This window comes from Lysobacter hankyongensis, from assembly GCF_039543145.1.
GTDB classification, from domain to species: domain Bacteria; phylum Pseudomonadota; class Gammaproteobacteria; order Xanthomonadales; family Xanthomonadaceae; genus Lysobacter_I; species Lysobacter_I hankyongensis.
The window spans coordinates 155,838-179,676 of sequence record NZ_BAABJE010000023.1 but is presented as its reverse complement, the minus strand read 5'-3'; the positions used below and the strand labels follow the sequence as shown (position 1 = coordinate 179,676).

Here is a 23,839-nt window from a genome sequence, read left to right as displayed (position 1 = left end):
CTCGGGCACAATCCCCGTCAACCTCTACTTCCGGGTGACTCGAAGAAACAAGGACGCTTCAATAGGAAGGATGGTCTCTTTTGAGGGAATCCCAAGAAAAAAAGGTGATGTGTACTATGTGTATATGGACCTGGAATCCGCTCAGTACTACAACCAAACATCGGCAATTGAATTGCAAATTGAAGCGCTCGAAGGTGTGGAAGAGGAGCTTGACTATCTAGAGCTCAAGAGATCTGTATTTATAGGGGTTTGACTAGATCGAATGGCAATGCATGGGCAAGTCTGAAGTTGACGAAGGTGCCTGGGCAGGCGGCGATCAAAATCGAGAGTCCTACTCCGCCACCACCGCCTCCGCCGCCACAAGCAGCGGATTGAAAATCTGGCTAGAGCCTGTCTCAAAATCGAAATTTGATAAGAATGTGGCTCGGAGTGAACTATTGCTCACGTGTGTCTGCTGATCGAACGCCAAGCCCCGCATTTGCGGGGCTTGTGCGTTGTGATCGATCCATGACTCAGCATTCGTCATGACCGCTGCGCGAATACGCCTTCGCGTCTCACAATCCCGGCAGCGGCGTCAGTTTCAGCAGCCGCCCGCCGGCGCCGTCTTCCAGCACCCACAGCGCGCCGTCGGGGCCCTGTTCGATCTCGCGGATGCGGCGGCCCATGGCGTAGCGTTCGGCTTCGCGCGCGGTGACGCCGTCGAACTGGATGCGGATGATCGCCTGCGAGGCGAGGCCGCCGATGAAGCCGTGGCCCTTGAAATACGGGAACAGGTTGCCGGAGTAGATGACGAAGCCCGCGGGTGCGATCACCGGCGTCCACCACGCTTCCGGCGGATTGAACTCCGGGCGGGTCGGGTGGTCGGGAATCGGCGAACCGTCGTAGTTGTCGCCGTTGGAAACGATCGGCCAACCGTAGTTGTTGCCGCGTTCGATCAGATTGAGTTCGTCGCCGCCGGCGGGGCCCATTTCGTGGGTCCACAGGCGTCCGTTGGCGTCGAACGCGATGCCCAGCAGATTGCGATGGCCCAGCGACCACACCTGAGCGGCCACGCCGCCCTGGTTCGCGAACGGGTTGTCGGCGGGCACGCTGCCGTCGTCGTTGAGGCGAACCACCTTGCCGAGGTTGCCGGACATGTCCTGCGCGGGCGAAGCCTTCTGCCGTTCGCCGGAGGTGATCCACAGTTTGCCGTCGGCGCCGAAGGCGATGCGGTGGCTGTAGTGCCCGTCGCCGCTGACTTTCGGGCTTTGTTCCCAGACGATCTGCGAGGCGCCGAGACTGCCGCCGCCGTTGCCGTCCAGCGTGAGCGGCGCGCGTGCGACCACCGCGCCGCGGGTGCCGTTGGCGCCGGCCTGCGCGTAGCTGTAGTAGACGTAGCGATTGGTCGCGAACTGCGGATGCAGCACCACGTCGCCCAGACCGCCCTGGCCGCCGTAGGCCACCGCGGGAACGCCGGTGATGGTGCCGGTGGTCTTGGTGACGGTATTGAACAGCCGCAGTTGTCCCGGCTTTTCGGTCACCAGCAGCCGGCCATCGGGCAGGAAGGTCATCGCCCAGGGTTCGTTGAAGGTGCCGAAGCTGGTGCTGGCGAACGGCGGATTGGGCAGGCGTCGCGGGCGCGACGGGCCGCCGGTGATGCGGGGCTTGGTCGCGGCCTCGGCGGCGGGCGCCGGGGTCGGCGTCGGCGTAGTGTCGCGGCGCTGCGGGCGTTCCTCGCGCGGCTTGCCGGCGAAGGTGCGCTTGTCGTCCTCGGCATTGCCGGGAGCGGCGGCGCAACTGGCGAGGGAGAGGGTCAGCAACGCGGTGGCGCAGAGCAGGGCGGGCGTGAACGGGGGCATGGGGGGCTGCCTCGTGATCGGGTGATGGCGTTGTAGCCGACCGCGGCCGGCGTTGCCGTGACCGGGTTAACAGGCCGGGGGCAAGGGCATCTTGCGCCCTCAGCCTGCTGGTTGTCTGAACGCGGTGGCCGTGCGGACGCTGCCGCGCTCATGACATCGCGCCATATGACTTCTGGCGGGTTGAAGCCCGGTCCCCGCGCCCACACCCGATGTGGCATCCACCTCTCATCACCGGAGCACCGCGCATGAAGATCCAGGGCTTTCTCGACCAGTTGCTGAAGACCGCACAGCAGAGCGCGGGCGATCTGGGCAACGTCGCCGGCGTGAAGAGCGGGGCCGACTTCGGCAAGGGCGCGCTCGCCGGCGGTGCGCTGGGTCTGCTGCTGGGCAACCGCAAGGCGCGCAAGATGGGCGGCAAGGTTGCGGTCTACGGCGGTCTGGCCGCGGTCGGCATGCTGGCCTACAAGGCCTATGGCGACTACAAGAAACAGCAGGGCGTGGCGACGACCGCCGGCACCGTGCCGCAGCCCCTGCACACGCTGCCGGCGCCGGAAGTCGAATCGCACAGCCAGGCCATCCTCAAGGCCCTGATCGCGGCCGCGAAGGCCGACGGCCACGTCGACGACCGCGAGCGCGAAGTGATCGAAGGCGAGTTCAGCCGCATCGGCGCCGAACCCGAAGTGCGCCAGTGGCTGCAGGTCGAACTGAGCAAACCGCTGGACCCGGCCGAAGTCGCCAGCGCCGCGACCTCGCCCGAACTCGCCGCCGAGATGTACATCGCCAGCCTGATCGCCGCCGACGACCAGAACTTCATGGAACGCGCCTACCTCGACGAACTCGCGCGCCAGCTCAAACTCGACGACGCCCTGAAAGCGAAGCTCGAACAGCAGGTGAAGGACGCCGAAGGCGCGGCCTGAAGATTTGCGGGCGGCGTCATTGCCGGCAGAGTGGCCTTCGGGCCGCTCTGCATTGCCGCTTCATGCGGTGCGCAGCAGAGCGGTCGTGCGTCGAATCGCCTGAAGCAAGGTGCGACGCGTCGCCGCGCGGATGGGCAGCGGTGCGGCCATCGCATCGAACCCTTCCGCGAGTTCGCAGACCTCGTCGATGCAGGCGCTCGCGAATGCCGGCTTCACGTCGCCGTCCTTCGCCAGCCGCAACAGGTGGGCCCGGGTCACGTCGCTGCCTTCCCCGCACACGTCCATGTGATGTTCGCCGCCCGGCCCGACGCTGAAGGTCAGATCGTAGGCTGGCGCCAATCGCCAATGACGCTCCGCATCCAGACGGAACGAGATGTTCTTGGCATGGTCATCGCGATTGTGGAACGCGACATTGAACACGACCCGGCGATACGCCTTGTCCACTTCCGCCTGGCTGCGCGTCAGCATCCGCGTGAGTCTCAGCAGCACGTCGTAGCCGAGCGCGGGCTCGCGGAAGTTCGCGTCCAGCGCGCCGGCCATCGTCAGCGTGGGCACGCGCAGGCCATTTTCCCGGTCGAAGCGCCGGATGCCGAACGCGGACAACGTTCCGCTCAGCGCGAACAGATGCGTCTGCGGCATGTCGATACCGTAGGCGCGCGCGATCTGCGAATACAGCCATTCGATCGCGCACACTTCAGGATGTTCGTCGCCGGCCTGGAACTTCACCAGCCAAGGCTCGGCGCCGGCGAAGGCCTGGGTGCCGACCGCCTGCGATCGCGGATCGATATGCACCAGCACCTTCGGCCGCGCACCGTGCGGCGAACCGCCCAGACGCGCCAGCGTCGGCAGCGCCAGCGTGGCGTGATCGTGGATCACGGCCTGCGCTTCCTGCGCCAGTTGCAGCAGCGACAGATCCTCGTCGCCGAGATCGATAGCGTCTGCCGGCTGGAAACTCAACGCGCCCATGCCGCGATCGCCGATGAACGCCAGACGATCCAGCGGCGACAACGACTCCGGCCGCAGGCCGCGCCTGCGGAACAGGCGATCCATCAGCAGCAGGCCCCAACCATCCGGCAGCGCGTCCGCGATCAGGCCCGGCAGGCGCCACTGATGCGCGGGGAATCCCTGAAATGCAGGCGTCTGCAGCGGCAGGCGATACGGAGACAGTTCCAGTCCCTGGCGATGCGCCTCCGCCGAATATTCGAACAGCAGCGTGCGCCCGGTGTCGGCCAGCGTCCCCAGCGGCCAATGCTCGCCCCAGCCGTCGTAGATCACGTCGAGCCGCTTCATGGCGCTGCCTTCGGAGGGCGTGGCTTGCGCGGCGCGCGTTGCCTCACCTTCGATTTCGCATCTTCCAGGCGAGCCAATTCGGCGATGGACTGCACGCCCGGCGCGAACAGCGCCTCGAAGCCATCCTCCAGCCGCAGGCACTGCGCCACCTTGATCACGGTCGCGAACGCGCAATCGCCGTCGCGCTCCAGATGGCGGATCGTCCCGACCGAGACGCCCGCCCGCGTCGCCAGCTCCGCCTGCGTCAGTCCCTGCGCCAAACGCGCGACCCTCAGCCGCTGGGCCAGGGTCTGCGCGATCTCATGAGCGGTGGCGAAGTGGAAGGGCATGGTGAAGTCCCGGTGCGGGAATTCCTTGTGAAGCGATTGCCGAATAGTCGCATGAATTTGACGATTAAGGCTGAAAATCGACTATAAACATCAAAATATTGTCGATTAATCGGGCGCCAGTTGCGGTGCCGCGAATCGTCCGCTCGCCGGCCCGCGGCTCGAGGCCCCGTCTGCTCGGGCCCGACTTCGACCGATCAGGCGCTTTTCGGCAACGCCGCCGCGACATCCCGGAAGGCCGCCAGCGCGGCTTCGAGGTGGTCGATGATTTCCTGCTGCAGCACGTCCGGCGGCGGCAGGTCGTCGAGATTGTCGAGGCTGTCGTCCTTCAGCCAGAACACGTCGAGGCTGGCCTTGTCGCGGGCGATCAGCGTGTCGTAGCTGAAGTATTTGAAGCGCTCGGTTTCTTGGCGCGCGTGGCGGTTGTCGGGGTTGTAGCAGGCGATGAAATCGCGCAGGTCCTCCAGCTTCAGCGGCCGCGTCTTCAGGGTGAAGTGCTGGTTGGTGCGCAGGTCGTAGAACCATACGCCCTCGGTCTGGGTGCGGCCGTCCTTGCGCTTGGCGTCGAAGAACACCACGTTCGCCTTCACGCCCTGGGCATAGAAGATGCCGGTCGGCAGGCGCAGCACGGTGTGCACGTCGCAGGTTTCCAGCAGCTTGCGGCGGATCTTCTCGCCCGCGCCGCCCTCGAACAGCACATTGTCCGGCAGCACAACAGCTGCCTTGCCGTCCACTTTCAGCATACTGACGATGTGCTGCAGGAAATTCAGCTGCTTGTTCGAGGTGGTTTCCCAGAAGTCCTGACGCTCGTAGGTCAGCGCGTCGCGATCTTCCTCGCCTTCCTCGTTGGTGATGGTCATGCTGCTTTTCTTGCCGAACGGCGGATTCGCCAGCACGTAATGCACGGTCTGCTGCGGTTCTTCGATGAGCGCGTCCGATCGCTCCACCGACGGATCGCCCACCAGTTCGCCGATGTTGTGCAGGAACAGATTCATCAGGCACAGCCGGCGGGTGCCGGCGACGATCTCGTTGCCGTGGAAGGTCTGGTCGCGCAGAAACGCCTTCTGCTTCGAATTGAGTTTGGGCGCTTCGTAGCCCAGCCAATCGGCATTCTGCTTCAGCCAATCGCCGGTGCCGCTCAGCCACTCGTTGGCGACCAGAAAGAAGCCGCCGGTGCCGCAGGCCGGGTCGGCGATGGTTTTCATCGGCTGCGGGCGCATGCACGCCACCATCGCCTGGATCAGCGCGCGCGGCGTGAAGTACTGGCCGGCGCCGCTCTTGGTGTCTTCGGCGTTCTTCTGCAACAGGCCTTCGTACAGATCGCCCTTGGTGTCGGCGTCCATGCCCACCCAGTTCTCGGCGTCGATCATCTGCACCAGCCGCGACAGCTTCGCCGGATCCTGGATCTTGTTCTGCGCCTTGAAGAAGATCGCCCCTAGCATGCCGTCTTCCTTGCCCAGCTTGTTCAGCGTCTTCACGTAGTGCCGTTCCAGCGGCTCGCCCACCTTCGACTTCAGGTTCGCCCAGCCATAGCCATCGGGAATACGGGTGTCGCGCTGGTAGGGCGGCTGCGCGTACTCGTGCGCCATTTTCAGAAACAGCAGATAGGTCAACTGTTCCAGATAGTCGCCATACCCCACGCCGTCATCGCGCAGGGTGTGGCAGAAGTTCCAGATTTTTTGGACGAGGCTTGAGGCGTTCATTGCGAGGGTTCCATCAAACAACCATCGAATCAGGCAGCGCTGTAGCGCTTCCGGATAATAAAATTCTGAATATTTATTTCTTTTTCAGTAAATTACATGGAGGCCTGCGGTTGTTATCCGTGAGGCTTGATAAGAAAAAACAGGCCTCACTCCGGCAGCGCCAGAAGCGCGGTCTCCATCTTGCGGATGGCAGCCATGAGGTTTCGGAAGCTGGGCGAGCGGTCGTTGTTCGCTGCGATGTGCAGGCCGATGGCGCGAGACCCGGACACTTTCTGGTAGCGGTTCCCGGTCAGCGTCTTGAGTTCCTGGCTGGGGCTGGCGAGCGTGTCGGGAGCGCGGAATTTCCGGCTTTGCTGCCGTGCGGCCAGACCGTTCACTTCCAGCGCCGTTTCGACCGCCTGCAGGTCCGCAAGGTAGAAGGTTTCCAGCTCCGTGCATGCGATACGGACCAGGCACTGGTCCTGTCTGCCGGTCGATGCGCACAGATCCAACAGATTCTGCTTGAGTGCACGGCAATCGGGGTGGCTGTCCTGATCGCGCAGGATGATGAAGCGCGCATGCGGATTGCGATAGCCGCGAATTTTCCGGGCGAGCTGACGTTCCAGGTCCTGCTTGCCTTCGAACGGAATCAATCGGTGAGCGACCTGGTCCGACAGAACCCGTGGCAGGAGACTTTCGAGCAGGGCGCGTGCGGACATTTCTTCCAGAAGAAACACCAGCTCCCTCATAAAGGATCCACTCCCTCGAAGAAGCCCTGTTTCCACAAATAGCCCAACTGGTCGCCATCGGCCATGTAGGCGGCGATCTGCTCGTTGTCTTTCGCCCGATGGATGTCGGAATACCCGTTCTGCTTGACCAGCCAGCAGACTTCATCGAGTTCCAGCGCATTGAGGAAGTCGGGCGAATGGGTGGAGACGAACACCTGGCCGCCGCGTTGCGCATAGTTGCGGAATTCCTCGGCGAGCTCGGTCATCAGCTGGGGATAGAGCTGGTTCTCGGGTTCTTCCACGCACAGCAGCGGGTGCGGTCTGGGGTCGTGCAGCAGCACCAGATAGGCGAACATCTTGATGGTCCCGTCGGACACGTAGCGGTCCAAAAACGGTGTCCTGAACGAGCCGTCGCTGAAGCGCAGGGTCAGATAGCCATCCTCAAGCAACTTCGGCTCCACGCCTGCGACGCCGGGAATCCGGCGCGCCATGGTCTTGAGGATGTCGCTGAACACCTCAGGGTGCTGTTCGTGCAGATAGCGTGCGACCAGCGGCAGGTTGTCGCCGCTTTCCGAGAGATGCTCACTGTCCCCGGAAGCGTCCTTGCGGCCGCGCGCGGCATTGATATGGAAATCGGAGACATGCCAGTTTTCGATCAGCTGGCGGAAGGCGTTGGCCGCCTTGAAGCGTTCCAATTGGCCTAGGCCCTTGATCGCCAATGTGTCCGGCGATACGCGCTGGGTCTCGCGGTCCAGGTCCTCGTCGGATTTGTTGAAGTCTTCTTCGTTGGTGATCGCGTAGCCTTCGCCGTTGGAGAAGCTGAGGAAGTGGAACGGGCTGCCGTAGCGGCCGCGCTTGTAGCGCAACAATTCCTTGGAGACGACTGGTGCGCCGTTGTGCTCCGAGATTTCGAGCGAGTACGTGACCAGACGTTCCACTCCGGTGATCTCCATGCGGTACTGCAATTCGATCAGGATCGAATCCTGCTTGGGATCGCAGCCCCGGCTGAGCACTTCGCCGAAGCGTCCGCGGTTGTCCAGTGCCTTGCGGACATTGCCCTTGAGGCAGTCGTGCAGGAAGCCGAAGACATCGAACAGCGTGGATTTGCCGGAGCCATTCGCTCCCACCACCACCAGGAACGGCGGAATATCGCGAAGATGAACATCGCGGAAGGCCTTGAAATTCTTGAGGCGGATCGATTCGATTTTCATGCGTCATTCACCCGCGTCAGCGCGTTTGCGGCGTCGTAGTGTAGTCCAAGGCGCTGCAGCACGTCCGGTCCGGATGCACGGCATCGGCGCGCCACGATCGGCTCGGCGGCAGTGCGGCCGTCTTCGGTGCGGTAGAGAATCAGCTCGCCCTGTCCCTCGCTCATGCCGCCCCCTTGGCCTTGCGGCCACGCTTGCTTGCGGATGCGCCCGTGTCCGCCTCGCGCTGTGCGCGGATGCGCGCCAGCAGCGCGCTGGCGGGTTCGTCGTTCGGGTCCTGCGGCACGAGTTGGCCGGAGAATGCGGCGCGGAGGATGTTTTTGCGTTGGGCGGTGGATTGTTTGAGCAATCCATCGATGGACTGATTTTGTTCTGAAATTACTTCCAATTGGGCTTTCAGAATAGCCATGATCGCTGAAATTTCAGCACGCCCGGGCAGTGGTATGTGCACCGATCCAACTTGCTGCAGGTTCAATCCTGGTTTCCCGGCACCATAGGCCTCTTTGTCCAGCTGTCCGCGTCCACCAGACGATGAAGTCAGAAAGAGATGGATGAAATTGTCCAACGCCGCTTCAACTAGGCGTATGAGTGCGACGTGTTGGCTGACATATGCTTCATTCAGATTGATTTCTACGCATGCCGTTTTGCCTACATTCGCACCGGTGATCGTCAGCAGAAGATCATGCTTTTGAACGCTGGCACGTAAGCCGTCGTTGTTTTTAGGAGGCCTGACGAACGCAGTGTCTGAAAGATCGAGCCGGTCTTTGTTGATGTTTTGAGAGCGAATGAAAATTGCGCCCTCGGCCGAATAGTAATCGGCCCATCCGCGTGAACCACTCGTGATGAATTCTGTCAGTTGATCCAGGCTCGCCCACACCCACGCCTCCGGCAGCTTCGGCAAGTCACGGGTATCGGGCTGCACCGGCTCAGGATATTTCTTTTGCCAGTCTTTGGGCGGTGCTTTGCCCTGTTCGGCGAACTTCGCGAGTTGCTTCGCTTCCCAGCGGGCGCGGCGTTCGCTGAGGATGCGCTCCAGCAACTGCGCGCCGGTGTCGCTTTGGCCCCTTCCCCCGCGTGCGGGGGAAGGCTGGGATGGGGGCGCAGTGCCCCCGCCCTGGCCCTCCCCCGCACGCGGGGGAGGGTGTGCGCCGGCGCGGGCCGCGCGCCATTCGGCGGTGAGTGCGCCTTCGACGGCGGCTTTCAGCAGCGATTGCCGGTAGCGCACCAACTTGGCCTGCGCAGCCTTCAGTTCGGCCACGCCGGCATCGAGATCGGAGAGCAGCTCTTCTAGCTTTTCGACGATGCGAATTTGTTCGGAACGTGGGGGGAGATCCACCACAAAATTTGCTAGCTGCTCGAATTTGACCCGCGGCCTATCACCTTCGTACTGGCTGCAGGCAAAATCTACGAAGTCACTCGCAGAAATTCGGCCAATAAGGAAATCACTGCTGATTATTTCGGTAGTCGGAAATACGATAAATTCAGCTGAAGCTACTCCATCGAATTTTGGCTGCACTACTTTATTGAGGTACGGGCGCATCCTTCCATAGAGCACGTCCCCAGAGAAGAAACGAGCAGAGCTGCTCGACATATTGCCGGCTGGAATCGTCGCTAGAAGCTTGTTCGTGTGTGCCTCGACGTGCTCCAAGCCTATGTACTGAGCAAGCGGCATGGCTGATGGCAGGACACGATCTGATCTCGGTTCGATAATTTCAGACAGGGTTGTTCGAGTCCAACCTTTCGGCAGGTTGCTATGGTCGTTCAAGCCACCAACTCCACATTCATCTCATCCATCAATCCATCCAGTTCATTCCCCAGCACCGCCCACGCTTTCTGCAGCCCGCCCTTGGCGGACAGGCCGGGCAGGTCGAAGTCGTCGCGAGTGATGCAGCCGCTGGTGGCGAGGTGGTCTTTCATCAGGCGCAGCCATTCGGTCTGTTCGGCGGTAAAGGACGTGGTGCGCTGGGCGTTGTGGCGGAAGATCCAGGCCTGGAAACGCTTGTCGACCTGATCGCTGAACGGCCGCAGTTCGCTGTCCAGGCCGATGGCGAAACGCACCAGCGCGATGAGATCGGTGAGCTGGCGTTTGCGCTCGGCCCCGGCGACGTGGCTGGCCTGCACGCGGGCGTACGCGCCCCACAGGCGCTCGGTGGTGAGCAGCAGCGGCGGACTGCGCAGGCGTTCGTGCAGGTCTTCGATCATCTCGAAGGTCAGCGCGCGGCGGCGGTACGGCTGCTGGTAGAAGAAACTCAGGGCCTCGATCTCGTCCTTGTGCTGCGCGATGTAGTCGGCGAAACGCTGGATGACCTGCTTCGCCTCCTGTTCGGCCTGTTCGGAAAAACCGGTGTAAATGATCTGATCCGGGTTGATGTGGTCGATCAACTGTTCGTGATCGCGGCGCGCATTCTCGATGGCTTCGCGAAGATCGGGGTTGTCGAACGGCCGGCAGGCCGCGGCGACGCGGGCGTCGCGCGCGGCCTGCAGTTCGGCGGCGGTAAGGCTGTCTTCATCGCGTGTGATGCCGTTCGCCTGCGCGGTAGCCAGCGCGTGCTGCACGATGGCATCGGGATTGGTCGCTTCGATCAGCGCCTTGCCCAGCGCGCCGACGGTGACGCCGCCGGCCAGCGCCGCGATGCGGGCCTGCGCCTTGGGGGCGAGATGCTTGGCCAGGCGCAGCAGACGGTTGGCGAGCGACAGCACGGTGTCGTCGTCGCGGTGGCCGATGGCCACGCCCTGCAACAGGCTGGCGAGCGCCACTGTCGGCAGTTTCTCCAGCGGCCGGCTTTCGGTCTTCAGCGACGTCTCCACGCCCACGGCGTCGATCAGCACGAAGCGTTCCTTGGCGCCGTCGGCGCTGGCGGACACGCGCTGCAGGCCGTCGGCATCCAGCGAGCGCACGCCGCGGCCCTTCATTTGTTCGTAGTAGCCGCGGCTGCGCACGTCGCGCATGAACAGCAGCACTTCCAGCGGTTTCACGTCGGTGCCGGTGGCGATCATGTCGACGGTGACGGCGATGCGCGGGTGATAGTCGTTGCGGAAGCTGGCGAGCACGCTGTCGGGGTCTTCTTCGGATTTGTAGGTGACTTTCTTGCAGAACGCATTGCCCTGGCCGTAGACCTCGCGAACGATCTGGATGATGTCGTCGGCGTGGCTGTCGGTCTTGGCGAAGATCAGGGTCTTCGGCGTTTCCCTGCGGCCGGGAAAGATACTGCTTTCGACCGCGCGCTTCATCTCCTGGATCACCAGCCGGATCTGGTTGGGGTTGACCACGGCGCGGTCCAACTGCTGTCCGGTATAGACGATGTCGTCCTCGGTTTCGGCCCAGCGCTTCCTGCGGGTGAGGCGGTGGCGGTGATCCACCCACTCCCTGGCTTCCAGTCTGCCGCCTTTGGTGGTGATCTCGGTATCGATCACGTACACATCGTAGGTGACGTTGACGCCGTCGGCGACGGATTGCTCGTAGGTGTATTCGGCGACGATGTTCTGGTTGAAGAAGCCGAGAGTACGTTTGTCCGGGGTGGCGGTGAGGCCGATGAGGAAGGCGTCGAAGTAGTCCAGCACCTGCTTCCACAGGTTGTAGATGCTGCGGTGGCACTCGTCAATGACGATGACGTCGAAGGTTTCCACCGGCACGGCCGGGTTGTAGCGCAAGAGTTTCTGCTGCTTGCCGGTCTGCTGCAGCTCGTTGAGCGAAACATCCTCGGCCGAGTCGTCGATGGGCTCGCCGCTGAGGATGGAGTACATGCGCTGGATGGTGCTGATGCAGACCTGCGCATGCGGGTCGATGTTGGGCGAGGCGAGCCGCTGCACGTTGTACAGCTCGGTGAACTTGCGGGCATCGTCGGGCGGCGTGTAGGCCATGAATTCCTGATGCGCCTGCTTGCCGAGGTTGCGGGTGTCGACCAGGAACAGGATGCGTTTGGCGCCGCCGAACTTCAGCAGCCGATAGGCCGACGTGATGGCGGTGAACGTCTTGCCGGCACCGGTGGCCATGTGGATCAGCGCGCGCGGGCGATTGGCGGCCAGCGAGGTTTCCAGCCCGGTGACGGCGCCGACCTGGCAGTCGCGAAGATCGCGGGTGGGCAGCTCGGGCATGCGCTCGGCGAGACGCCGACGCAGGGTATCGGGCTGCGCCCGCCATTCGGCGATCCGCGCGGGCGTGAAGAAGTGGAAGATCTCGCGCGAACGCGGCGCGGGGTCGCGGCCGTCGGTGAAGCGGATGATCTGGCCGGTGGCCTCGAACAGGAACGGCAGCGGGGTGTTGTCCTTGCGCCATTTCAGGGTGGCGTTGGCGTAGCGCGCGGTCTGCTGCTCGGCGATGGTGATGTTTTCGCCGGCCTCGTCGCGCTTGGCTTCGATGACGCCCACCGCGGTGCGGTCCACGAACAGTACGTAGTCGGCGGGGCCGGTGTCGGTGGGGTATTCCCGAACGGCGATGCCGGGCCCGGCGCCGGGATCGAAGCGTTTGTAGTCCTGCACGATCCAGCCGGCCTGCGCCAGCTTGTCGTCGATCAACTGCCGCGCTTTGGCTTCAGGTGTCATCCGTGCTGTCCCCGTTTCAGCGACGCCGATGGTCTTGGGCCATCGATGCATCCAGATGATAGGCGTTGCCGCGCGGCGGCGGCGGGCGTGCAGGCACAAAAAAGCCCGGGCCGAAGCCCGGGCTTTTCTGGAATGTTGGTGGAGCCAGGGAGGATCGAACTCCCGACCTCGTCATTGCGAACGACGCGCTCTCCCAGCTGAGCTATGGCCCCACGCGTGGGACGCGCAGTATAAGCCCGGGCGTCAGCGGTTGCCAATCGCCGCCAGCACGGGGGCGAGGGCGGGTTCGAGTTGGCTGCGGCGCCAGCCGGCGAGGGCGCCGGGCCAGTCTTCGCCGTCCTGCAGGGCTTCCAGCCAGCGCCTGGAGGCGAGCACGCCGTCTGGCAGGCCCAGCTCGGCGCTGCGTTCGGCCACGGCCTGCTGCAGGCGTTTATAGGCCTGACGGTCGCGGTCGTCGATGCGCGCGAGCGGCATCGCGTCCTCGTCGGGCAGCGGCGCGTGGAGAGCGTCGAGCACCTGTGCGGCCAGTTTCCGCGGGGCCTTGGGCTGGCCGTCGAAGACCTTCTGCAGTTCGGCCAGATCGCGCGGCGGGGTGCGGGCCAGCAACGGCGCCAGTTCGTTGTCGAGAATCCAGCTGCGCGGTCGGTCCGAGGCCCGGGCCTGGGTCTCGCGCCAGCGCAGCAGGCGCAGCAGGCGGACCTGGCCGTCGCGGTCGAGGAACTGCGCCGAGCGCATGGCGAGGTGCGGCCAGCGTTCCGGTTCGTCCTGCGCGGCGTTGGCCAGCATCCGCGCGCAGTCTTCTTCCAGCCACGGCATGCGCCCTGCCGAGTCCAGACGGTCGCGCAGCGTGCGCCAGACGGCGGCGAGGTGGCGCACGTCGTCGGCGGCGTAATGCAGTTGCGACGGTGACAGCGGACGACGTAGCCAGTCGGAGCGGGTTTCGCCCTTGTCGACGGTGACGCCGAGCAGTTCCTGCACCAGCCGCTGATAGCCCAGTCCGGCGCCGATGCCGCACAGGGCCGCGGCGATCTGGGTGTCGAACAGCGGCTGCGGCAGTGCGTTGCAGGTGTACTTCAGTGCGATCAGGTCTTCGCCGGCGCTGTGCATCAGCTTCAGCGAACGCGGGTCGGCGAGGACCCGGGCGAGGGCGGCGGGCATGCCCGGAGCCAGCGGATCGACCAGCAGGATGTCGTCGTCGCCTTCGCCTGCCGCGATCTGCACCAGCGCCAGCTGCGGCCAGTAGGTGCGTTCGCGGACGAATTCGGTGTCCAGCGCGAGCACGGCCGGTGGTGCGGCGATGAGGGCGTCGAGCGCGGCGGGGTCGGTGATCCAGTGCGGCAAGGGGAACGGTCCGGCGACGGGGGTTGGCTATGCTACCGGAGTGCGGTGCGGGTCACGCCCGATACGATAAGGTGACCGGCGCGGATCGGTTGGAGGTGGGTCGGACAGTGGCATCGCGTGCGACACGGCAGGCATGGGGGGCGGGCGCGCTGGCGCTCGCGCTGCTGTGCGGGTGCGATCGCGGCGCGACCCCTGCCACGGACGAGGTGCCCACGGGCGCGGGCATGCGCGCCGACGGCGAAGTGACGGTGAGCGGCGACGACGCCATCGCCGAGCGCCTGACCTGGCGCAGCCCGGAGATCGCGCTGATCGAGGCCGAGGTGCCCGCGGCGCGCCAGCGCGCCGCGAAGGCGCTCGCGGCGGATCGGTTGTACGAGGATGTCGAATCGGCGATTCCGCTGTATCTCGCACTGCTGAAGCGCGACCCGGCCGATGCGGCCGCGAAGGACGGCCTGCAGCGTGCGCTGGCGCGACTGCCGGCGGTGGGCGATGCCGCGCTGGCCGAGGCCGGCGAAGATGCCGACGCGCTGCGTCGCGCGCATGCGGTGGCCGCGGTGATGCGCAGCGTGAGTGGCGCGCGCGGGCCGGAGGATGCGGCCTATCTGGAACGCCTGGATCGCGCGGACCGGCTGTGGGAACTGAACGAGGCGGCGGAGCAGGCGCTCGCCGACGGGCGTCTGGACGAGGGCGACGGCAACGCGCTGGCGCTGTTCCGGCAGGTCCTGACGCTGGCGCCCGGCCAGCCGCGGGCGAGCCAGGGCGTGGCCGCGGTGGAGAGCGCGATGATCCGCCGCGCCGAAGAGGCGGCGGTGCGCGCCGACTTCGTCCAGGCCGAGCGCTGGCTCGCGAAGGCGAAGCAGGTACGCCCGGGAATGGAGACCGCCGAGGCCGGCCGTGCGCTGGTCGAGGAAATCCGCCGGATCCATATTTCCAGATTGCGCGACGAGGGTCTGGCCCTGCTGTCGCAGCCGCAGCGGCCGAATCATCTGCCGTGGGCGCGCGAACGTCTGGCGGAGCTGCTGCGCATCGCGAAACCGGGCGACCCCGCCGCCGCCGAGCTGCGCACGCGGATCGATCTGGCCACGCATTACGGCCTGTTGCGGCCGGGCCAGCGCTTCACCGATGGCCTGCAGGGCGGCGGCCGCACGCCGCAGATGGTGGTGGTGCCGCACGGCGGTTTCCGGATGGGCGCGCGCGATGCCGAGCCGGATGCCGGCAAGGCCGAGCGTCCGTCGCGCTACGTGCGTTTCGATCGCGGCTTCGCGATCGCGCGGACCGAGATCACGGTCGCCGAGTTCCGGCGTTTCGTCGAAGCCAGCGGTCATCGCCCGCGCGCGGTGCGTCGCGGCCATTCGCTGGTGTACGACGAGCGCGGCGGCAATTTCGTCCGCCGCAGCGGCGTGGACTGGCGGCACGACGCGTTCGGCCGGCTCGCCGCGGACGACATGCCGGTGGTGCACGTCAGCGCCAAGGACGCCGAGGCCTACGCGCGCTGGTTGTCGGAGCGTACCGGTCAGCGTTACCACCTGCCGAGCGAGGCCGAATTCGAATACGCGCTGCGCGGTGGTGAGCCGGGACGGTATCCCTGGGGCGACCATCCGCCGCGGCCGGGCACCGGCAACCTCACCGGCGGTGGCGACCGGTCGCCCGGCGGGCGCAGTTGGGGCAATGCGTTCGTCGGCTACAGCGACGGTTATTGGGGCCCGGCGCCGGTGGGACGCTTCCGCGCCAATGCGTTCGGCATCCACGATCTCGAAGGCAACGTCAGCGAGTGGGTGGCCGATTGCTGGCATGATGGTTATCGTCGCGCGCCGACCCACGGTGAGGCATGGGTGAATCCGGGCTGCCGCATCCGCGTGATCCGTGGCGGCGCCTGGTCGAACTCGCCCGCGCAGACGCGTGCGGCCTGGCGCAGTCAGGCCGAAGCGGACGCGACCAACGCGCTGACCGGTTTCCGGGTGGTGCGGGATCTGTGAAGCCGACATCGCGCGCCGGATGCGTGTACGGGCGACGAATCCAGGATGGACCAGCGGGTGTTTCCTTTCATTATTTCCTCCGGCGAGGCCACGACGATGCGACAGAACCCTTTCGGCGATCAGCGTTACCAGGGCAATGGGCGCCAGCGCCGCGGCGGCATCAATCCGCGTTTCATCATCCTGATCCTGTTCGCGCTGTACGGCGCGTACTACTGGTTCTCGAACCGCACCGAGGACCCGTACACCGGCGAGAAGGTGCTGATCGACAGCAGCATCTCGGTGAACGAGGAAGTCGCGATGGGCCTGCAGGCCTATCAGGACATCCTGTCGAAGGAACGGCCGATCGATCCGAATTCGCAGACCGCCCGCCAGGTGCGCGAGATCGCGAAGCGCCTGATCGCCAAGGTGCCGGAAGTCGAGGCCGCGCTCGCCGCCGAGAACGGCAAGCAGCCGAACCAGGTGTGGCAGGAATTCGAATGGGACGTGCAGGTCATCCAGTCCGATCAGGCGAATGCGTTCTGCCTGCCGGGCGGCAAGATGGCGGTCTACACGGGGCTGCTGCCGGTCGCCGGCAACGCCGACGCGGTGGCGGTGGTGATGGGACATGAAATCGCCCACGCCCTGTTGCGCCACGGCGCGCAGCGCATGTCGCAGCAGAAGCTCGGGCAGATCGGCCAGATGGCCGGCGCGATGGGCGGGCTGGACCCGCAACAGCAGCAGATGATGCAGGCCGCGATGGGCTACGGGTATCTGCTGCCGTATGCGCGCAAACACGAAACCCAGGCCGATGCCGTGGGCCTGATGCTCGCTGCCGCCGCCTGCTTCGACCCGAACGAAGCGGTGCCGCTGTGGGAGCGCATGAGCCAAGCCAGCGGCGGGCAGGCGCCGCCGGAATTTTCGTCCACCCATCCCAATCCCGGTACCCGCATCCAGAATCTGCAGCAGTTGATGCCGAAGGCGATGGAGTACCGGCAGAAGTTCTGCGATCAGGCGGTCGCGCGCTGAGCGCGTCGGCTCAGAGACCCCTGAAGATCGTCGACAGCAGCAGCAACACGAACGCGGTGGTCAGCAGCCAGAACGCGTTCGGTGCGGCGATGGCGAAGTAGCCGAGCTTGCCGGCGATGCCGGCGCCACCGAGCAGCAGCGAAATCAGGAAGGCGGGCGTGCTGGGCGGAGTGAGCTTGATCATGCGGGAGACCGGACATCGCGAGAGAAGAAGATGCGCAATGGTAGCGTGGCCCCGCCGGAATGCGCGGGCGCCACGGGGCCTGCCGATCAGAAGCTCATGAACATGCCGCCGTTGACGGGAATGTTCGCGCCGGTGATGAAGCCGGCCTCGTCGTCGGTGAGGAAAGCGACGGTGCGCGCGATTTCCGACGGTTTTCCGAGGCGGCCGACCGGCACCTTCTCGACGATGCCGGCGCGGATGTCGTCGGGGATCGCCATCACCAGCGCGGTTTCGCAGTAGCCGGGCGAGATCGAATTCACGGTCACGCCCTTGCGCGCGACCTCGCGGGCGAGGGCCATGGTGAAGCCGTGCATGCCGGCCTTCGCCGCGGAGTAGTTGGTCTGCCCGAACTGGCCGGTCTGGCCGTTCACCGAACTGATGTTGACGACGCGGCCGAAGCCGCGCGTCATCATCCCGTCGACCGCATGGCGGCACATGTTGAAGACGCTGTCGAGGTTGACGTTCATCACCGCGTCCCACTGCACCTTGTCCATCTTGCGCAGGGTGCCGTCGCGGGTGATACCGGCGGCGTTGACCAGGATGTCGAGCGCGCCGAGGTCGGCTTCGACCTTGCGCACCAGCGCGCCGCAGGCTTCGAAGTCGCCGGCGTCCAGCGCTTCGAAGCGGATGTCGAGGCCTTCGACATCGCGCGCGAACTGTTCGATGCGCTCGGCGCGCGCGCCGAGGTCCGCTGCGATCACGCTGCGCCCCGCGTGGGCCAGCGCCACGCAGATCTCCGTTCCCAGCCCGCCGATGCCGCCGGTGACGACAGCCACGCGTCTGCTCATGTTCCGCTTCCCCTGAAAGCCGTCTGGATGCCGGTGCGGCGCACAGGCATGCCCGGGCGCGGCGGTGCCGCGCCGGGATCGATCGATTGGATCAGTCCTCGTGCGCCTTGCCGGCGGCGGCCTTGTCCTTCGGTTTGCCCGGGGAGGCGCTGCGGCCCATCGCGCCGATGAGGTTGTGCTGGAATTCGCGCCACATTTCCAGATTGCGCTCGGTCAGCTGGTTCATCATCGTCCACGGCGTCTGGCCGATGAGCCCGCCCATCTGCTGGCGGAACTGCTGCTGCTGATCGAGGAAGATCTGCATCGAGCGTTCGAGATAGTTGCCCATGAAGCCCTGCAGCGAGTCGCCGTAGAACCGGATGATGTGGCTCAGCAACTGCGTGGAGAGCATCGGTTCGCCGTCCTGCTCGTGCTCGGCGATGATCTGCAGCAGCACCTGGCGGGTCAGGTCGTCGCCGGATTTCGCATCCCGGACTTCGAAGTCCTCGCCGTCCACGATCAGCTGGCGCACGTCTTCGATCGTGATGTAGCTCGAGATCTTGGTGTCGTAGAGACGGCGGTTCGGATACTTCTTGATGATCCGCGTGGAGGCCATGGAGCCTTTACTCTAAAGGAGTCGGTCCGCGAGCATGGCGCAGCCGGAGGCGGCTTGCAACTCGGCGGCCTGCCGCGAGTGTCGGGCGGACCGGGCTCGGCTGGAAAGGTGACGAGGATCACAATGGGCGGCGCAGCGGGCCGCCCGGAAGAGGCCGGGCCGGATGGCCCGACCCGGCGGTGAAGCCGTTACCAGCCCATGTGATGGCCGCCGTTGATGTCGAGGTTGGAGCCGGTGATCCACGCGGCCCGATCGTCGGCCAGGAAGGCCACCCCGTAGGCGATTTCGTCCGGCGTGCCGAGGCGACCGGTCGGGATGTCGGCCACGATCTTGGCCCGGACTTCCTCCGGCACCGCCATCACCATGTCGGTGGCGATGTAGCCCGGCGAAATCGTGTTCACGGTGATGCCGAGCTTCGCGTTCTCGCGCGCCAGCGAAATGGTGAAGCCGTGCATGCCGGCCTTCGCGGCGGCGTAGTTGGCCTGACCGTACTGGCCCTTCAGGCCGTTGATCGAACTGATCTGGATGACCCGGCCCCATTTGCGGTCGCGCATGCCTTCGATCACCGGGCGGGTGACGTTGAACACGGAGTTGAGGTTGGTGTTGATCACGTCCTGCCACTGCTGCGCGGTCATCTTGTGGAAGGTGCCGTCGCGGGTGATGCCGGCGTTGTTGACAAGGATGTCGACCGGCCCGAGCTGGCGTTCGACCTCGCGCACCATCGCTTCGGCCTCGTCGGCGGAGGTCACGTCGCCCTTGGCCAGCGCGATGTCGTAGCCCTCGGATTTCAGCTGCGCCTGCCAGGCCTTCGCTTTTTCTTCGTTGCGGTAGTTGGTGGCGACCTTGTGCCCCATGTCGGCGAGGCGCTTGCAGATCGCGGTGCCGATGCCGCCGGTGCCGCCGGTGACCAGTGCGACGCGTGCAGTCATGTCGTTCTCCCTTCCCTTCGTTTCGGTAAAAGTGGGTGGCGATCGCCGCAGGGTCTCGGCCCTGCTGGCGGTCCGGCTCGTCGCGATTCTATGCGGGGAGGCCGTGGCCGCCATTGTGCAACGCGGCGAAGGCAATGGGGCCCTTCGGAATGCGTCGGAAATCGAATTCGCACGCGGCGCGCGCGAGCGCATGCGCGATGCTGCCCGGCCCGTCGAACGCGGGGACGGATTGCCCCAGCGCCCGCCACGCCAGACGCAGCGCGGGCAGCGGGTCGTCGCCATCCACCGGCAGCGCGGCCAGCGATTTCGACAGTTTGTGGCCTTCCGCGTCGACGATCAGCGGCAGATGGGCGTAGCCCGGTGTGGCCAGCCCGAGCGCCCGCTGCAGCAGGATCTGGCGCGGGGTGGAGTCGAGCAGATCGGCGCCGCGGACCACGTGGGTGATGCCCTGCGCCGCGTCGTCGACCACGACCGCGAGTTGGTAGGCCCAGTAACCGTCGGCGCGCAGCAGCACCACGTCGCCGACCTCGGCGGCCACCTCCTGCACGATGCGGCCGTGCACGGCATCGTCGAAGTCGACGCGGGCGTCGTCGTCGACGCGCAGGCGCACCGCGGCCTGCGTCCGGGTCGTCTGCGGCCGGCAGGCGCGATGGATGCCGCCGGTCGCGGCGAGGTCGCTGCGGCTGCAGCGGCATTCGAAGGCGAGACCGGCCGCCAGCAGCCGGTCCAGCGCCTCGCGGTACAGCGCGTGGCGTTCACTCTGGCGCACCACGGGCGCGTCGGAGATCAGCCCGAAGCCGGCCAGGGTCCGCAGTTGCGCATCGGCGGCGCCCGGGACCTCGCGCGGCGGATCGAGATCTTCGATCCGTACCCACCATTCGCCGCCGGCGTGCCGCGCCATCAGCCAGCTGCCGAGCGCGGCGACCAGCGAGCCGAAGTGCAACGGTCCCGTGGGCGAGGGCGCGAAACGTCCGCGATGACCAGCGTGCGGCGGTGGTGGGATCGTCATGTAGGTGTCTGTCGACTGAATCGCGTTCCGGTCGGTGGCCCGTGGCTGCCGTGCACGGCTTGATTCCGCGCGCGGCCGCCACAGCTTAACGACATCGACGCGCATCCCGCGCGCAGGATGTCGACCATGTTCAAACGCATCGCCCTGTTTCTCGCCACCAATCTCGCCGTGCTGCTGGTGTTCAGCGTGGTCATGGCGGTGTTCGGGATCGATCCGCGGACCAACGCCGGCCTGCTGGTGATGGCGGTCCTGTTCGGTTTCGGCGGTTCGCTCATTTCGCTGCTCAGCTCGAAGTGGATCGCGAAGATGACGACCCGCGCACACGTCATCCAGGAGCCGCGCAGCGAGGTCGAACGCTGGCTGGTGCAGACCGTCCGCCGCCAGGCGGAGGCGTCCGGCATCGGCATGCCCGAGGTCGCGATCTACGACGCGCCCGAAATCAACGCCTTCGCCACCGGCGCCAACCGCAACAACGCGCTGGTCGCGGTGTCGACCGGCCTGCTGCGGGCGATGGACCGCGACGAGGCCGAAGCGGTGCTGGCGCACGAAGTCAGCCATGTCGCGAACGGCGACATGATCACCATGGCGCTGTTGCAGGGCGTGCTGAACACCTTCGTGATCGTGCTGGCGCGGCTGGTCGGCCGGGTCGTCGACGGTTTCCTCGGCGGCCAGCGCGATGACGGCAGCGTCGGCATCGGTTATTACCTCAGCGTGTTCGTGCTGGACATGGTCTTCGGCGTGCTCGCCAGCGTCATCGCGATGTGGTTCTCGCGCCATCGCGAATTCCGCGCCGATGCCGGCGGCGCGAAGCTGGCCGGCAGCCGCAAGATGATCGCCGCGCTGGAGCGCCTGTCGATGACCTACGGCACCAGCACCCTGCCCAAGCAGGTCCAGGCCTTCGGCATCTCCGGTGGCGTCGGCCACGGTCTGCGCCGCCTGTTCCTGAGCCATCCGCCGCTGGAGGAACGCATCGCCGCGTTGCGTCAGGCCTCCGAAGCCGGTGCCTTCAACCGGCCGAGCGTGGTGTCCTGATCATCGAGCACCGGCGCTTCGATAGAGCGGCCTTCGGGCCGCTGAAGGCTTCCACCACCGATCGACGAACGCCCGCCGGAAGGCGGGCGTTTCGTTTCGGGCGACACGGCGGCCTGAAGGCCGCTCTACGGGGTCAGAAAGCGAGCCGGACGCCTCACTCGAAGTCGTAGTTCATCTCGGGGCCGGCGGCGGCCAGGAAGTGGCCTTCGACGTAATCGACGCCGGCCGAGAACAGGATCGACATGCTGGCCGCGTCCTGCACGAATTCGGCGATGGTGAGGATGTCGAGGTCGCGCGCCTTGCGCGCGATGTCGCGGACGCGCTGCTGGCTTTCGGCGTTCTTCGGCAGATCTTCGATGAAGCTGCGGTCGATCTTGAGCAACTGCGGCTGCACGTGGGTGAGCAACTGGAACGAATCGAGGCCGGCGCCGAACTGTTCGAGGCCGAGACGGCAGCCGTACTGGTTCACCGCCGCGGCGAACTGCTGCACCGCGTGCAGGTGGGTGAACACCTTCGCTTCCTGCAACTGCAGCGCGAGGTATTCGCCCGACGCGCCGCGCATCGCCAGTTGTTCGCCCACGAACGTGGCCAGCGCATCGTTCTGGAGCGAGGCCTGCGACACCTTGATCAGCAGCGTCACCGGCTTGCCGGCGTGTTCGCGCTGCGCGATCAGTTCGATCGCGCGTTCGACCACGTAGCGGTCGATCGCTTCCAGCATGCCGTGGTCTTCGGCGATCTGCAGGAAGGTGGTGGGCGAGATCAGTTCGCCGTCGCCGCTGTCGTAACGCAGGAAGGTGTCGTAGACCGGGTGGTTGTCGCCCTGCAGGTTGATCACCGGCTGGAAATGCAGGAGCAGGCGCTTGTGTTCGATCGCTTCCTGCAGGCGTTCCACCCAGGCCTGGATGCGTTCGGCTTCGGCGCGGTCCATCGCGTTCGGGTCGAACAGTTCGGTGCGATTGCCGCCGACGCCGGACGCCGACTGCACGCCGGCCGCGGCCTTGGCGAGGATCTGGCTGACGCTGGCGTTCTTCTGGCTGATCTGCACGCCGCCGATGCTGGCGGTGATGACGCTGGAGCGCTGGCCGATGGCGAACACTTCCGATGCGAAGGTGTTGCAGATGCGGGTGGCGAGGGTGGCGGTGGCGGTGTGATCGCTGCCGCGCACGAGCACCGCCAGGCTGTTTTCGGAGAACCGTGCGGCGACGGCTTCGCCATCCAGTTCGCTGCGCAGGCGTTCCGCGATCGCGGCCATGATCGTGTCCGCGGAATCCAGGCCGATCTCCTGCAGCAGGCGCTGGTAGTGGTCGGGTTCGATCAGCAGCAGGCCGTGCTGGTTGCCGTGCTGGGCGGCGTCGGAGACGGCGTTTTCCAGCGCGATCAGGAACGTCGGGCGGTTGAGCAGGCCGGTGACCTGGTCGCGCTGGCGCAGTTCCTCGACCTTGCGCGCGAGTTCCGGGTCCACCGCCGGTTCCTGGCGGCGGAAGATCACCTGCTGGCAGGCCTCGCCTTCGTACTGGGCCAGGGTGAATTCCATCACCGCCGGGAAGGCGTTGCCCTCGATGTCGTGCGCTTCCAGTTCGTAGCGCGGCGGCGGCGCTTCGCCCTTGCTCATGTTCTTGAGCAGTTGCTTGAAGCCTTCGACATGCCGCGGCGCGACCAGGTCGAGCAGCGACATGCCCTCGATGTCCTCGAAGGATTCGTAGCCGAACATTTCGAGATAGGCGGCGTTGGCGCGGATGTGCATGCCCTCGTGCACGTAGGCGATGGGTTCGCGCGAGGATTCGATCAGCGCGTCGCAGCGGCGCTCGGTCTCGCGCACCTGGGCTTCGAGCCGGCGCTGGGCGCGGCGGGCTTCGAGATCAGCCCACTCGCGGCGCACGGTCGCCAGCAGTTGCGGCGGCTTGTGGCGCAGGGCGAGGGCGCGGACGCTGGTGCCCAGCAGTTCGGCGAAGGTCTCGGTGTCCACGTCCTCGACCACGGCGATCAGCGGGATGTCCTTGCCGCTGGTCGAGACCCGCTGCTGCACGTCGGCGAACGGCAGGCTGCGGCTGGAATGCGCGGCCAGCACCAGGTCCACCGGTTGCCCGACCACCATCGTGGTCAGTTCGTCGCCCGTGGTCGGGCGCAGGGGGCGCACCGCGATCCCGGCGTTGCGCAGACCGCTGACGATGCCTTCGGCCTCTTCGACACTGTCATCCACGAGCATCAGACGCAGCGCGGGGTCCTGGCGTTTCGACATGCGGGGCTCTCCGTGGGGATGGGGACACTCTATATGTTACGTGCTGCGGTTGCTGTGATTCGCGGCACCCCGGTGCGCCTTCCGGGTGCGGGAAACCGGTCCGGCGCCGCGACCGGCCTCGCGCCGCCCGGCCGGGAAGCATGACCAACGACACATTCCGCACGAAGATCG

The 23,839-nt window shown here is 65.7% G+C and carries 21 protein-coding genes and 1 tRNA gene; 5 read left to right on the top strand and 17 right to left on the bottom strand.

Annotation, left to right across the window (positions count from 1 at the left end):
* Positions 1–253 (top strand): hypothetical protein (locus ABD974_RS17900; protein ID WP_345304702.1); only part of this gene is annotated, 253 nt, incomplete at its 5' end.
* Between the two features lie 301 nt (positions 254–554).
* Here ABD974_RS17900 and ABD974_RS17895 read toward each other — a convergent pair.
* Positions 555–1,838, bottom strand: a complete 1,284-nt coding sequence (locus ABD974_RS17895; protein ID WP_345304701.1) for a PQQ-dependent sugar dehydrogenase — start codon at positions 1,836–1,838, stop codon at positions 555–557.
* Between the two features lie 245 nt (positions 1,839–2,083).
* Between ABD974_RS17895 and ABD974_RS17890 the strand changes: the two genes are divergently transcribed.
* Positions 2,084–2,755, top strand: coding sequence for a tellurite resistance TerB family protein (locus ABD974_RS17890; protein WP_345304700.1), 672 nt, complete (start codon positions 2,084–2,086; stop codon positions 2,753–2,755).
* Between the two features lie 60 nt (positions 2,756–2,815).
* Here ABD974_RS17890 and ABD974_RS17885 read toward each other — a convergent pair whose 3' ends face one another.
* The 10 genes from ABD974_RS17885 to rnd form a co-directional block, all read right to left on the bottom strand.
* On the bottom strand, positions 2,816–4,045 hold the full coding sequence (locus ABD974_RS17885; protein WP_345304699.1) for a type II toxin-antitoxin system HipA family toxin: 1,230 nt from the start codon (positions 4,043–4,045) through the stop codon (positions 2,816–2,818).
* Positions 4,042–4,374 (bottom strand): helix-turn-helix transcriptional regulator, encoded by a 333-nt coding sequence (locus ABD974_RS17880; protein WP_345304698.1) that lies wholly within the window; start codon positions 4,372–4,374, stop codon positions 4,042–4,044. Before ABD974_RS17880 ends, ABD974_RS17885 begins: the two co-directional genes overlap by 4 nt.
* 194 nt (positions 4,375–4,568) lie before the next feature.
* Positions 4,569–6,074: a class I SAM-dependent DNA methyltransferase gene (locus ABD974_RS17875; RefSeq protein WP_345304697.1), complete on the bottom strand. Its 1,506-nt coding sequence runs from the start codon at positions 6,072–6,074 to the stop codon at positions 4,569–4,571.
* Between the two features lie 146 nt (positions 6,075–6,220).
* Positions 6,221–6,802, bottom strand: coding sequence for a DUF4276 family protein (locus ABD974_RS17870; protein ID WP_345304696.1), 582 nt, complete (start codon positions 6,800–6,802; stop codon positions 6,221–6,223).
* The gene (locus tag ABD974_RS17865; RefSeq protein ID WP_345304695.1) at positions 6,799–7,992 is read right to left on the bottom strand and encodes an AAA family ATPase; all 1,194 of its coding nucleotides are present in this window, start codon (positions 7,990–7,992) and stop codon (positions 6,799–6,801) included. Before ABD974_RS17865 ends, ABD974_RS17870 begins: the two co-directional genes overlap by 4 nt.
* Positions 7,989–8,156, bottom strand: a complete 168-nt coding sequence (locus ABD974_RS17860; protein ID WP_345304694.1) for a hypothetical protein — start codon at positions 8,154–8,156, stop codon at positions 7,989–7,991. Before ABD974_RS17860 ends, ABD974_RS17865 begins: the two co-directional genes overlap by 4 nt.
* Positions 8,153–9,754: a restriction endonuclease subunit S gene (locus ABD974_RS17855; protein WP_345304693.1), complete on the bottom strand. Its 1,602-nt coding sequence runs from the start codon at positions 9,752–9,754 to the stop codon at positions 8,153–8,155. The genes ABD974_RS17860 and ABD974_RS17855 overlap by 4 nt, the downstream gene beginning before the upstream one ends.
* Complete coding sequence (locus ABD974_RS17850; protein WP_345304692.1) at positions 9,751–12,531, bottom strand: type I restriction endonuclease subunit R; 2,781 nt, start codon at positions 12,529–12,531, stop codon at positions 9,751–9,753. Before ABD974_RS17850 ends, ABD974_RS17855 begins: the two co-directional genes overlap by 4 nt.
* Positions 12,532–12,667: 136 nt before the next feature.
* Positions 12,668–12,743, bottom strand: a tRNA-Ala gene (locus tag ABD974_RS17845).
* A gap of 31 nt (positions 12,744–12,774) precedes the next feature.
* Positions 12,775–13,872, bottom strand: a complete 1,098-nt coding sequence (rnd, locus tag ABD974_RS17840; protein WP_345304691.1) for a ribonuclease D — start codon at positions 13,870–13,872, stop codon at positions 12,775–12,777.
* 224 nt (positions 13,873–14,096) lie between these two features.
* Between rnd and ABD974_RS17835 the strand changes: the two genes are divergently transcribed.
* Together ABD974_RS17835 and ABD974_RS17830 are read left to right on the top strand one after the other, a co-directional pair.
* Positions 14,097–15,848: an SUMF1/EgtB/PvdO family nonheme iron enzyme gene (locus tag ABD974_RS17835; RefSeq protein ID WP_345304690.1), complete on the top strand. Its 1,752-nt coding sequence runs from the start codon at positions 14,097–14,099 to the stop codon at positions 15,846–15,848.
* 96 nt (positions 15,849–15,944) lie between these two features.
* Positions 15,945–16,853 carry a M48 family metallopeptidase gene (locus tag ABD974_RS17830; RefSeq protein ID WP_345304689.1) on the top strand — a complete coding sequence of 303 codons (909 nt, stop codon included), beginning with the start codon at positions 15,945–15,947 and terminating at the stop codon, positions 16,851–16,853.
* 10 nt (positions 16,854–16,863) lie between these two features.
* Here ABD974_RS17830 and ABD974_RS17825 read toward each other — a convergent pair whose 3' ends face one another.
* From ABD974_RS17825 to gluQRS, 5 genes are all read right to left on the bottom strand, one after another.
* Positions 16,864–17,037 carry a hypothetical protein gene (locus ABD974_RS17825; protein ID WP_345304688.1) on the bottom strand — a complete coding sequence of 58 codons (174 nt, stop codon included), beginning with the start codon at positions 17,035–17,037 and terminating at the stop codon, positions 16,864–16,866.
* 86 nt (positions 17,038–17,123) lie between these two features.
* Positions 17,124–17,864 (bottom strand): acetoacetyl-CoA reductase, encoded by a 741-nt coding sequence (gene phbB / locus ABD974_RS17820; RefSeq protein WP_345304687.1) that lies wholly within the window; start codon positions 17,862–17,864, stop codon positions 17,124–17,126.
* 91 nt (positions 17,865–17,955) lie between these two features.
* Positions 17,956–18,459, bottom strand: coding sequence for a polyhydroxyalkanoate synthesis repressor PhaR (phaR, locus tag ABD974_RS17815; RefSeq protein ID WP_345304686.1), 504 nt, complete (start codon positions 18,457–18,459; stop codon positions 17,956–17,958).
* A gap of 188 nt (positions 18,460–18,647) precedes the next feature.
* Complete coding sequence (phbB, locus tag ABD974_RS17810) at positions 18,648–19,388, bottom strand: beta-ketoacyl-ACP reductase (RefSeq protein ID WP_345304685.1); 741 nt, start codon at positions 19,386–19,388, stop codon at positions 18,648–18,650.
* A gap of 88 nt (positions 19,389–19,476) precedes the next feature.
* Positions 19,477–20,397 (bottom strand): tRNA glutamyl-Q(34) synthetase GluQRS, encoded by a 921-nt coding sequence (gene gluQRS, locus ABD974_RS17805; RefSeq protein ID WP_345304684.1) that lies wholly within the window; start codon positions 20,395–20,397, stop codon positions 19,477–19,479.
* Between the two features lie 126 nt (positions 20,398–20,523).
* On the opposite strand from gluQRS, the gene htpX reads away from it, so the two are divergent.
* Positions 20,524–21,429 (top strand): protease HtpX, encoded by a 906-nt coding sequence (gene htpX / locus ABD974_RS17800; RefSeq protein ID WP_345304683.1) that lies wholly within the window; start codon positions 20,524–20,526, stop codon positions 21,427–21,429.
* A gap of 154 nt (positions 21,430–21,583) precedes the next feature.
* Here htpX and ABD974_RS17795 read toward each other — a convergent pair whose 3' ends face one another.
* Positions 21,584–23,668 (bottom strand): EAL domain-containing response regulator, encoded by a 2,085-nt coding sequence (locus tag ABD974_RS17795; protein WP_345304682.1) that lies wholly within the window; start codon positions 23,666–23,668, stop codon positions 21,584–21,586.
* Positions 23,669–23,839: the final 171 nt, after the last annotated feature.